7 protein-coding genes are annotated in these 10973 nt (G+C 76.0%); 3 read left to right on the top strand and 4 right to left on the bottom strand.

Annotated elements, in window-relative coordinates; all coding sequences use genetic code 11:
* The 3 genes from ACZ418_RS21530 to ACZ418_RS21520 form a co-directional block, all read right to left on the bottom strand.
* A partial coding sequence (locus ACZ418_RS21530; RefSeq protein WP_468365111.1) for a hypothetical protein occupies nucleotides 1–266 on the bottom strand: 266 nt, incomplete at its 3' end.
* 126 nt (nucleotides 267–392) lie between these two features.
* Nucleotides 393–4724: a cation-translocating P-type ATPase gene (locus ACZ418_RS21525; protein WP_468365109.1), complete on the bottom strand. Its 4332-nt coding sequence runs from the start codon at nucleotides 4722–4724 to the stop codon at nucleotides 393–395.
* A gap of 8 nt (nucleotides 4725–4732) precedes the next feature.
* Nucleotides 4733–5395 (bottom strand): hypothetical protein, encoded by a 663-nt coding sequence (locus ACZ418_RS21520; protein ID WP_468365106.1) that lies wholly within the window; start codon nucleotides 5393–5395, stop codon nucleotides 4733–4735.
* Between the two features lie 496 nt (nucleotides 5396–5891).
* Between ACZ418_RS21520 and ACZ418_RS21515 the strand changes: the two genes are divergently transcribed.
* Nucleotides 5892–6062 carry a hypothetical protein gene (locus ACZ418_RS21515; RefSeq protein ID WP_468365103.1) on the top strand — a complete coding sequence of 57 codons (171 nt, stop codon included), beginning with the start codon at nucleotides 5892–5894 and terminating at the stop codon, nucleotides 6060–6062.
* A 54-nt stretch (nucleotides 6063–6116) separates the two neighbouring features.
* On the opposite strand, the gene ACZ418_RS21510 is transcribed toward ACZ418_RS21515, so the two are convergent.
* Nucleotides 6117–6881: a PaaX family transcriptional regulator C-terminal domain-containing protein gene (locus ACZ418_RS21510; RefSeq protein ID WP_468365502.1), complete on the bottom strand. Its 765-nt coding sequence runs from the start codon at nucleotides 6879–6881 to the stop codon at nucleotides 6117–6119.
* A gap of 71 nt (nucleotides 6882–6952) precedes the next feature.
* On the opposite strand from ACZ418_RS21510, the gene ACZ418_RS21505 reads away from it, so the two are divergent.
* Nucleotides 6953–8638, top strand: coding sequence for a DNA alkylation response protein (locus ACZ418_RS21505; RefSeq protein WP_468365101.1), 1686 nt, complete (start codon nucleotides 6953–6955; stop codon nucleotides 8636–8638).
* Between the two features lie 166 nt (nucleotides 8639–8804).
* Complete coding sequence (locus ACZ418_RS21500) at nucleotides 8805–10778, top strand: HEAT repeat domain-containing protein (RefSeq protein ID WP_468365099.1); 1974 nt, start codon at nucleotides 8805–8807, stop codon at nucleotides 10776–10778.
* Nucleotides 10779–10973 lie beyond the last annotated feature (195 nt).

The following is a 10973-nucleotide window of genomic DNA, read 5'->3' as shown; positions in this document are numbered from 1 at the left end:
GGCCGATCCCACAACAGCCACCCGACCACCAACCAGTCCAGCACGCCCACCCGCCACCACCGACCGGTCCAGCGCGGCAACCGCCACCACCGGCCAGTCCAGCGGCCGCCACCACCGGCCGATCCGGCCACGGTCACCCACCACCAGCCGATCCAACGGCATGAGCACAGCCCGTCCCCGACCACCGGCCGGTCGAAGCGCAGGGCGCCCACCACCGGCCGATCCCACAACAGCCACCCGACCACCAACCAGTCCAGCACGCCCACCCGCCACCACCGACCGGTCCAGCGCGGCAACCGCCACCACCGGCCGATCCGGCCACGGTCACCCACCACCAGCCGATCCGACCGCAGCCACCGCCCCCGGTCGCTCAAACCGACGGCGTCCGGTGGTCAGCTCGGGAGCAGGCGGCCGATCGTCTCCTCCAGGCGGGGCAGTGCGCGCTGCCCCGCGAGGGCCAGGGCGATCGCCGCCAGGACTCCGGTCCAGGCGACCGGGCCGAGCGGGGTGCACCCGACGGCGTGGCTGACGACCGGGATCTGCACCGCCGCGACCAGCGCCACGGCGGAACCCAGGCAGGTGACCTGCACCAGGCGGCTCGCGCGCCGGTCCAGCCATGTCTGCACGAGCTGTGTGCCCACCACCCCGCACAGCGCCATCGTGCTGGAGCGGCGTGCGGTGCCGGGCGTGAAGCGGCCGATCAGCCAGGCCGTCAGCGCGCCCAGGCAGGTGGTGAGCGCCCGGTGCCGGATCTGCTGCAGCAGGGGCGCGCCCAGGACGGCGGAGGCGTCCTCCGGCGATCCGCCGCGGGCACGTACGGTGCCGGGCTCGTCGTCCTCCGGCGATCTGCCGCGGGCCGGTGCCGACGCGTCCTCCTTCTCGGTCACCGCCACCGCCATCGACGGGAACAGGTCGGTGAAGAGGTTCACCATGAGCATCTGCCGGGTGGACAGCGGCGCCCGGCCGGAGAGCAGCGTGCCGAGGATGCCGAAGCCGACCTCGCCCGCGTTGCCGCCGATGAGGATGGCGATGGCGTCGGCCACGCTGTGCCACAGCGCCCGGCCCTCGCCGACCGCATCGATCAGGACCGTCAGATCGTCGTCCGTGAGGACGATGTCGGCGGCGTTGCGCGCGGCGGCCGAACCGCGCGCGCTGATCCCGACGCCGATGTCGGCGGCGCGGATGGCCGCGGCGTCGTTGGCGCCGTCGCCGACCATGCCGACGACCCGGCCCGCGTCCCGCAGCGCCTCCACGACCTGGAGCTTCTGCTCGGGCGCCACCCGCGCCACCACACCCGCGTCACGCAGCATCCGGGCCCTGGCCGCCCGGTCCGCCGCCGCCAGCTCGTCGCCGGTGACCACGACGGTGTCCTCGGGCCAGCCCAGCTCGGCCGCGATGGCCCGCGCGGTCTGCGGATGGTCCCCGGTGAGCATGACGGGTCGTACGCCTGCCTCGATCAGTCCCGCCACGAGCGCCGTGGAGGTCTCGCGCGGTACGTCGGACAGGGCGAGCAGCCCGATGAACCCCAGCTCCCGCAGCGGCTGTTCGAGGACGTCGTCCTCCTGCTCGTCCGGGCCCAGCCGCCGTTCCGCCACCGCCAGCACCCTGAGGCCGTCCCGCGCCAGCGCCTGGGCCGCCTCCGAGGCGTGCTCGGGCAGCCCGGCGCAGGCGGGCAGCACGGTCTCCGGGGCACCCTTGACCACCAGCCGGAGCGGGCCGTCCCCGCTCCGGCCGACGGCGGCGGCGTATCCGCGTGCCGCCTCGAAGGGCAGGTCCGCGCACTGTGTCCACTCGGGATCGGGACCGGCCGCCGCCAGCACGGCCTCGTCGGTGGCGTGCACCGGCCGCTCGGCGTCGCCGTCGACGCGTGGGCAGGCGCGGACGGCCGCCCGCACGGTGCCGACGGACCCCGGGTCGTCCACCGGGCGCACCGTGCCGCCGGCGTCGGAGGTGCGCACCAGGCGCAGCCGGTTCTCGGTGAGAGTGCCGGTCTTGTCGAAGCAGAAGGTGTCCATCCGTCCCAGCGCCTCGAGGGTGCGCGGGGTGCGGACGAGGACGCCGTCGCGGCTCAACCGCCGGGCGGCCGCGAGCTGCGCGACCGTGGCCACCAGCGGCAGCCCCTCCGGTACGGCCGCCACGCCCACCGCCACCCCACCGCTGACCGCCTCCCGGATGGCGGTGCCGCGCACCAGCGCCAGACCCGTGACCGCGGCGCCGCCCGCCAGGGTCAGCGGCAGTGCCTTGCGGGTGAGTTCCTGCAGCCGGGCCTGTACGCCGCCGGCCGGAGGCGTACGCGCGGCCAGGTGGACGGCGCGGGCGGCCTCCGTGTGCTCGCCGATGTCGACGACCATGCCACGGGCCTGGCCCGCCACCACGGTCGTACCCTCGAAGACCATGCACCGCCGGTCGGCGACCGGGGCGTGCGGGGTCGGATCCGTCTGTTTCTCCACCGGCAGGGACTCACCGGTCAGGGCCGACTCGTCGACCTCCAGACCGTCCTGCCACAGCAGCCGGGCGTCGGCGGGCACCACGTCGTCCGCCTTCAGCTGGATCACGTCGCCCGGATGCAGCTTGCCCGCCTCCACGGTCCGCGTGCCGCCGGCCGGGGCCTCGGTCTCCGGCGGGACGAGGCGCGCCTTCTGTTTCTGCTCCGCGAGCAGTCCGGACAGCGCCCGTTCGGCGCGCAGCCGCTGGATGCCGCCGACGAGGGCGTTCAGGTCCAGCGCGCCGACGACGAGCAGGGCGTCCACGACGGAGCCGAGGATCGCCGACGCCGCCGAGCCGACCGCGAGGACCGGGGTGAGCGGGTCGTGGAGTTCGCCGCGTACGGCCTGGCCGAGCCGGTAGGACCAGCGCACCGGCCCGGCGGCCGGGTGCCCGGAAACACCGGCGGCGAGCTTGCGCGCGCGGGCCGCCAGCGTCTCGAAAGCGCGGCCCTCGGCGGCCGGTTCGTGCTCCAGCCGCTCCCGGGCCTGCTCGGGTTCCAGCTCGTGCCAGTGCACGCGCGCGTGGGGATGCGGGGGCCGGGCCGCCGCCACGCTGAGCGCGGCCCGGCCGCCGGAGAGCAGGGCCGACACGGCGGCGGCGTCGACGGGGGCGTGCCGCAGCCCGGGCAGCGCGGCGAGGCGTCCGCGGCCGCCGCCCGACTCGCCGACGGCCACGAGGAGCCCGGAGAGCGCGGCGCCGGAACGGGCCAGGGTCTGGGCATGCGCGCCGACCGTGCGGGCGGCCGGGATCGCGGTGAGCACCCGCCATATGTCGGGCAGCCCGTGCAGCGCGAGGAGGTCCGCGCCCCAGACCACGGCGCCGCCGTGGTCGGTGAGGGCGAGGGCGATGTCGGCGCTGCGCAGCCCGGCCAGTACGTCGTGCTCGTCGGCCGCGCGCACCCGGGCGACGGTGAGCACCGCGCCGGCGTCGCCGCGCGCCTCGTACACCACGTCGTCCAGCGGCCGGCGTGGGTCGACGACCTGGTCGGCAAGGCCGGTGAAGTCCTCCAGGGCGGGGTCGTCCACGAGCACCACGCGCAGGCGGGCCCGGCGGGCCGCGTCGAGCACCGGTTCGGTCCACGGGTCGGCCTCGCCCTCGTCCGTGCACAGCGCGCTGGAGTGCAGGACGACCGTGCCGGCCATCTCCAGGCGGCGCAGCCGGTCGGGGTCGCGGACCAGGACACCCTTGCGGGCGAGCGCGGCGCTCAGCAGTGCGTGGAAGGCGGCGGGGCCGTAGCGGGCGGCCTTCGGCGATCCGGCGAGGACCGCCTCCGCCGCCTCGGCGACGTCGTGCTTGACCAGCAGGGTGGCCGCGGCGCCCAGCACGCTGCCCGCGGAGGCGTGCTCGGCGTACTCCTGGGCCGGGGACTCCCGCAGCGGCGGGCGGGAAGCGCCGTCCGCCGCGACACTGACCCGCCCGGGCGCGCACAACTGGTCGTGCACCGCGTCGAAGGCGGCGGCGCGGGCCACCGTCTCGGCCACCTGGCAGGCCCGCAGGGCGCCGTCGAGGACGAGGGAGGTGGGGGTCTGTCCGGCTCCGTGGACCGTGGCGTTCGCGCAGGCCAGCAGGAGATCCATGCCGGCGTCCCCGAGCCGGGCGCGCAGCCAGGCGCGAAAGCGGGGGTTCTCCCGCAGCAGCGTCACCACCGCGGTCGCCAGGCGTGGCGTGGGCGGCAGCCGGAGCATGTACGCGGTGACCGCGGCGCCGATGCCCACCGTGTCGGCGGCGAGCGTGGCCACGGCCGCGCGCACCCCGGCCGGGTCGGCCGGATGCGTGGTCTCGTCCACGTCCGCGGCCAGGAGCAGTCCGTGTCCCTCGGCCAGTTCGGCGGCGTGGTCCACGATCCGGTCGGTGGCCTCCTCCTCGGTCGCGGTCACCACCAGACGCGCGAGTCCCTCGTCCCAGTAGGCGAGCAGCACGTCGGGCCGCTCGGCCAGCGTCTCGGCCACCCGGCGCGCCAGATGCGCCGTGCCGCCCGCGCGCCGCACGTGCTCGTGCTCCACCGGCCGCAGGGCCAGATGGGCACGGGCCCCGGCCCGCCAGTGGTCGCCGGAGCCGGGCAGCGCGTTGCGCGCCACCCGCGCCACGCGTACGGCGGCGTCCGCGCCGCGCACTCCGGCACGCACCGTTCCCGCGGCGGCACCGGCGGCCGCCCCGACCACCGGCGCCAGCAGTCGCGGTGCCGAGGGCAGCAGCCGCGCGGCCGCCGAGGGCACCGCCAGGAGTCGGAGCGCCATGGTCCTCCTCAGAGCGTGGTGCGATCGGGCCGCGTCGTGGGACCGAGCGGCCCGGTGGACGGCTTGCCCGCAGCAGCCTCGGCGTCGTGGGTGGTCGGGGCGCTGCCGGAGGTCTTGGTGCTGCCGGAGGTCTGGGTGCTGCCGGCCGTCCGGCTGCTTGCGTGGGTTCCGGCGTCGCCGGCTGTCCGGCTCCCTGTGGACGCCTCGGCGGCGCCGGCGGCCTCGACCCCGGCCTCGGCGGCGCCGGCGTCCCAGGCCCCGCCGGAAGTCCCGGCGTCCGTGGCGGCCTCCGCCCCACCCGTGCGGTGGGCGCCCCGGGACCTGCCGCCGTGGCCGGTCCTGAGGGCGGCGGTGCCGAGGTCATGGGCGGGCTCGGGACCCCGCCCGGCTTCGTCACCGCTGTCCGCCGGATGTTTGGGCCGCGGCTGGGTGAGCCAGGCCACGGCCGCGCCGGTGAGGGCCACGGGCCACTCCACCACGCCCGCGGCGCCGAGCACTCCGGCCCCCGCGTACACCGCGATGCGCCGCCCGCGGGGCGAGACCGCGCCGACCTTGTCCAGGGTTTCCTCCGCGGCCCTGCTCACCATCCCGGCCCCGGGCACCCTGCGCAGTGCCGAGGCCGCGCCACGCAGCGGCGCCGTGAGGACCGACGACGACTTCTGCTCAGCCATGACTCTCCTCGGGTGAGTCGCCTTGCGTGCCCCACCGAGTGCCCGCGACCGCGCTGGTCATCCCCGTTTCTCCCCGGAAGGTGCCCACTTCCAAGGGAACGCCTCGCACCGCCCCCGCGCCACCCGCACCGCGCGACCGCCCCACCCGGACGCCTCGGCGGCGACCGCGGAACACACCCTCGCGTACCGCAGAAGTCGATCACGCATCGAAGTGACCGGGGTGCGGATCCGGGCGTTCATCCAGTGCCGGGAGTCCTCCCAATGTGAGGGTCGCCCGTGGACCCGGATACCGCGGGCGTGGACCCCGGACCGCGATCTGCCGGTACCCGGCGATCAGGTCGTCGGTGACGGCCCGCTGTGCCTCGGGGGTGGCGTCGCCGGTGCCGATGCCGCTGACAACCAGGAACTGCCCGGCCTGCGGCCGCCGCCGGCACGCTGACGGCGGCCCCGGTCCCTGTCGCCGCTCGCCGGTCCCCATCGGGTGGACGAGCGGTTGGTGAAGACGCTCAAGAGGAAGACCCGGCCCTTCGACGCCTACGCCCGCCGCAACGCGCCGGCGGAGGCGAACCCGGACGCCGTCGACGTGTCGGCGGCGGAGTCGGCGAACCGGCGGACGCGGTTCCAGGTACCGGTGAGGCGGCCGACAGCGCTCCTTGACGGCGCCTAACCCGTTCCTCCTCCTGGCACCGGGCGCGCAGGAACCGTTCGAGAGCCGGGGCGGTCATGCGGCACGCTCTCTTCGCCCCACCGACGCGGCCAACTCCCGCTGATAGTCGGCATAGGCCGCGCGCAGGGCCTCCCCGGGCCAGTCGGCGGGGAGGAGTCCGGGTGGCAGGACGGGGTCGGTGAGCAGATGGCGTACGGCCGCGGCGTAGGCGGTGAGGCGGTCCGCCTGGGTCCGGGCGGCGGCCGCGCGGGCGAGCAGTGTCCGTGCGGTGGCCGCCCAGGCCTCCAACGGCCAGAGCCGGGCGACGAGGTCGTGCGCAGGCTCGTCGGGTCGGGCGGTGTACGTCTGGGCGACGGCTCCGAGCATGTCCGGCAGGGCACGGTCGAGGTTGTCCGGGCGCAGCCATACGCCCTCGCGGAGTTCCGCCAGGCGCAGCGCGGCCAACCGGGCACGCAGATCGGCGCGTTCGGCGGGGCCGCGGCCGGTCGCCGTGATCACCACCATCTCCCAGTCGCCGTCCCACGCGCGCGTGCCCGGCCGGAGCGCCTCGTCCTGGCGCCGCTGGCGGGCCAGCAGCCGGTCGCTGAGCCGGTAGACGGCGTCGGTGCGGCGCAGGTCCCCCGCGGACACCATCCGGCTGAGCGCGGCGCGCAGCGTGGAGCCGCCGACACCGAAGGGCTCCACCAGTTGGACCAGGTCCTTCACCGGCAGCTCCGCCGGGTGTGCGCCGAGGAGCAGGCTCAGCACGACCGACCGCGCGGACAGCGGCCGCAGGCCTGCCGCCTCGGGCTCAGGCTCGGGCGAGACGTTCATGCGCATGGGCAGGTACTGTACGGGCATCTCCTTGTTGCAGTATTGCTACGACCGCAGGCAGAGTGCAACATGCTTCCATGGTCTCGATTCCCGCGCAGTCGCCTGCGCAGCCGCAGCCGCAGCCCCAGCCGCAGTACGCCACGCACGAGGTCACCAACCAGGCCCCGCCGCTGGCCCCGTACGACGCTTCCGACGATCCGGCCCTGCTGGAGGGGCTGCGCCGGGAGGGCGCCGGATGGGCCGAGGAGGACATCCGGCGGCTGGGGTCGCGCGCCGGCAGCGCGGAGGCACAGGAGTGGGGTGAGCTGGCGAACCGGCACGAGCCGGTCCTGCGCACCCACGACCGCTACGGCCACCGGATCGACGAGGTCGACTTCCATCCCAGCTGGCACCACCTGATGCGCACGGCGGTCGCCGAGGGCCTGGCCGGCGCACCCTGGGCGGACGAGCGGCCCGGCGCCCATGTGGCCCGCACCGCGGGCGGGCTGGTATGGGGGCACACGGAGGCCGGGCACGGCTGCCCGACGTCGATGACGTACGCCGCCGTGCCCGCGCTGCGCGTACAGCCGGATCTGGCCAAGGTCTACGAACCGCTGCTCACCAGCCGGGAGTACGACCCGGAGCTGCGCGTGCCGGCCGAGAAGCCGGGCCTGCTCGCGGGCATGGGCATGACCGAGAAGCAGGGCGGGTCGGACGTCCGGACGAACACCACCGTGGCCACGCCCACCGGGGAGCCCGGTGTGTACACGCTGCGCGGGCACAAGTGGTTCACGTCGGCGCCGATGTGCGACGTCTTCCTGGTCCTCGCCCAGGCCCCGGGCGGGCTGTCGTGCTTCCTGGTGCCGCGCGTTCTGCCGGACGGCAGCCGCAACACCTTCCGCATCCAGCGGCTGAAGGACAAGCTGGGCAACCGCTCCAACGCGTCCTCGGAGCCGGAGTTCGACCGGACGGTGGCCTGGCTGGTCGGGCCGGAAGGGCGGGGGGTGAAGACCATCATCGAGATGGTCAACTGCACCCGGCTGGACTGTGTGATGTCCTCGGCGACCCTGATGCGCAAGACACTGGTCGAGTCGGGTCATCACGCCCGGCACCGCAGCGCGTTCGGCGCCCGGCTGATCGAGCAGCCGCTGATGCGCAACGTCCTGGCCGACCTGGCACTGGAGTCGGAGGCGGCGACGACGCTCACGCTGCGGCTGGCCGGCGCGGCCGACCGCGCGGTGCGCGGGGACGCCGGGGAGCGGGCCTTCCGGCGGATCGCCACCGCCGTCGGCAAGTACTGGGTCACCAAGCGGGGCCCGGCGTTCACCGCCGAGGCCCTGGAGTGCCTGGGCGGCAACGGCTACGTCGAGGACTCCGGCATGCCGCGGCACTACCGGGAGGCTCCACTGCTGTCGATCTGGGAGGGCTCGGGCAACGTCAACGCGCTCGACGTGCTGCGCGCCCTCGGCCGCGAACCGGACACCGCCGAGGCCCTGTTCGCCGAACTCGCCCTCGCGCGCGGGGCGGACGCCCGCCTGGACACGGCGGTCGCCGCACTCAAGGACCAGTTGGCCGAAACGGACCAGGTGGGCGCCCGCCGTCTGGTCGAGCGGATGGCGCTCGCCCTCCAGGCCTCCCTGCTGGTACGGCACGCCCCGCACCCGGTGGCGGACGCCTTCTGCGCGAGCCGGCTGGGCGGCGACTGGGGGCACGCGTTCGGCACGCTGCCCGCCGGAACCGACCTCGACACGATCCTGGAGCGGGCCCTGCCCGGCCGGAACTGACCCCTCCCAGCGGACGCCGGTGCTCCTTTCAGCGGCAGGCGCGGGCGGCTCGCGCCCTGGCCGGTGACAGCCGACGGATCGCACACAGTCAGCGCGCAGCTCCGGACCGTTGTCAGTGCCGTGGTGCACACTCGCGATCAGGTGGCACTCGTCTCGGGAGGACAACGTGTTCACGGGGATCGACGAGGTCGACTGGGCCTCGCTGCGGCACGCGCACGGCAGCGCGGAGGACGTGCCCGGATGGTTACGGGCGCTGGCGTCCGCGGACACCGCCGAGCGGGCGACCGCGCTCGACGGGATGTACGGCGCGCTCCACGACCAGGGGTGTGTGTACGACTCGACGCTGGCCTGCGTCCCGTTCCTGCTCTCGCTCGCGGCCCGCGAGGATGTGCCGGACCGGGGCGGCATCGTGGAACTGCTGGTGGGCATCGGCGCGGAGAGCGCGGACGGGGACCCGCGCGCACGGGAGGCCGTGTGCGCGGGCGCCGAGGTGTTCGTCCGGCTCCTCGGGGACCCGGATCCCGCGGTGCGCCGGGCGACCGCCTCGGCCCTCGTGGAGTTCCTGCCCGCGCCGGCCCGGGTCCTGGACTTGTTACGACAGCGGCTGCGGGCCGAGCGGGACGACCGGGTCCTGCTCGCCCTCCCGGAGGCGCTCGCCCTGTTCATCCGCCGGCACCCCGCGCACGCCGACGCCGCGGTGGGCCTCCTGGCCGAGCAGAGCGCGCCGCCGTTCGCCCCTGGGCTGCGGCTCGCCGCACTCGGTCAGCTCGCGCTCGTCGCGCCCGGCCGGCTGCCGGCCGACCTGGTGCCGACGGCCGTCCGGCTCCTGCAAGAGCGCTCCGCGCACCGCGCCCGGATCACCGAGCCCTGCGTCGCCGACTCCCTCGTCGGGCGCATACGGCGGCTGCGCCCGTCCGACGAGGAGGGCTCGCGGCTGCTGCGCACCCTGCACACCGCGCTGGGCGACCGCGTGGACGACCGGATCGCGCTTCTCGGCGGGCAGTTGACCGGCCCGGACCCGGTGGACCGGTGCCATGGCGTCTGGATGGCGGCGGCGCTGCTGCGCGGCTGGCGCGGCGACCACCGCGGCACGGTTCGGCTGCTCGGCGCCCAACTGGCCGCGGAACAGGACTGGTTGCGGGACCCGGCGGTCGCCGTGCTCGCGGAGCTGTGCGCGCTGGCCGCGCCCGCCGCGGACGACCTGCACGCCCTCGTGTGCGCCCGCCCCGACCTGTGGACGCATCGCGTGGAGCGTGGCTCCTGCGCGCTGGGCGGTCCGCTCAGGGCGCTGGCCAGGGCCGGCGATCCGCGCGCGGTCCCGCCCCTGGCCCATCTGCTGGCCGGCCCGGCCGCACCGGTGGACCTGGGGTTCGAGCTGGCCCACCTGGGTGCCGCCGCGGCCCCGCTCGCCCCCGCGGTGCGGCATCGGCTCGGCCGGATTCCGCCGACGTCCCCTTCGGCCGCCCCGCTGCTGGCGGCGGTCGGCGCCATGGGGGACGAGGACGCCGTTCCGGAGGTGCTGCGGCTGCTGTCGGGTGCTCACGGCGGACCGGGGGCGCGGGACGACACGGTCACGGGCCAGGCCATCGGAACGCTGGAGGTGCTGGGCGCCACCGCGCGGGCGGTACCGGCCCTCCGCGCACTCCTGGGCACCCGGCATGCCGCCGCAGCGGCCGGCGCACTCTGGTCGGCACACCAGGACGCCTCCGCCGTACTCCCCGTGCTGCTGCGGGAGTTGGCCCAGGGTGATCCGGTGAGCCGGCGCGTGGCCGCCGTACAGCTCGGCCGTCTGGGTCCTGCCGGGCGCGCCGCGCGGCCCGCGCTGCGCCGCATGGCCGGGTCGCGGCTCGCGCGGGAGCGGGTGGCGGCCGCGTGCGCGCTGTGGCGCATCGACGCGGATCCGGAGCCGGTTCTGCCGGTGTTCCGGGAGGCCTGGGCGCAGGACCCGCACACCCGCCGTGCGATCGCCCGGTGCCTGACCGAGATGGGCCCGGCCGCCGCGCCGCTACGGCATCTGGTGGCCGCGGAACTGGCCGCTCCGCGCCGCCACTTGGCTCATATGGGCGGAGGTGCTGGGCAGGGCATACCGCAGGACGAGGATCTATTGGGCGCGTGCCGGGAGGTGCTGGCGACGGTGTAGGGGTGTCACGGCAGGCACTCGCCCGAGCCGATGAATGCGGGGACGCGCCTGTTCGCCTCGCCGACTGCGACGTTCCAGCGGGCCGGGTTCCAGGCAGGGTTGCGCCGGAACTCGGCCATCGGCTTCGGGCAGTCGGAGCCCCGCACCTGGGCGGACCGCTGCACTTCGCGCCGGAACCGGGCCAGGCTGGGGAAG

The organism is Streptomyces sp. NPDC030820, from assembly GCF_055572075.1.
This window is presented reverse-complemented; position numbering and strand designations above follow the sequence as displayed.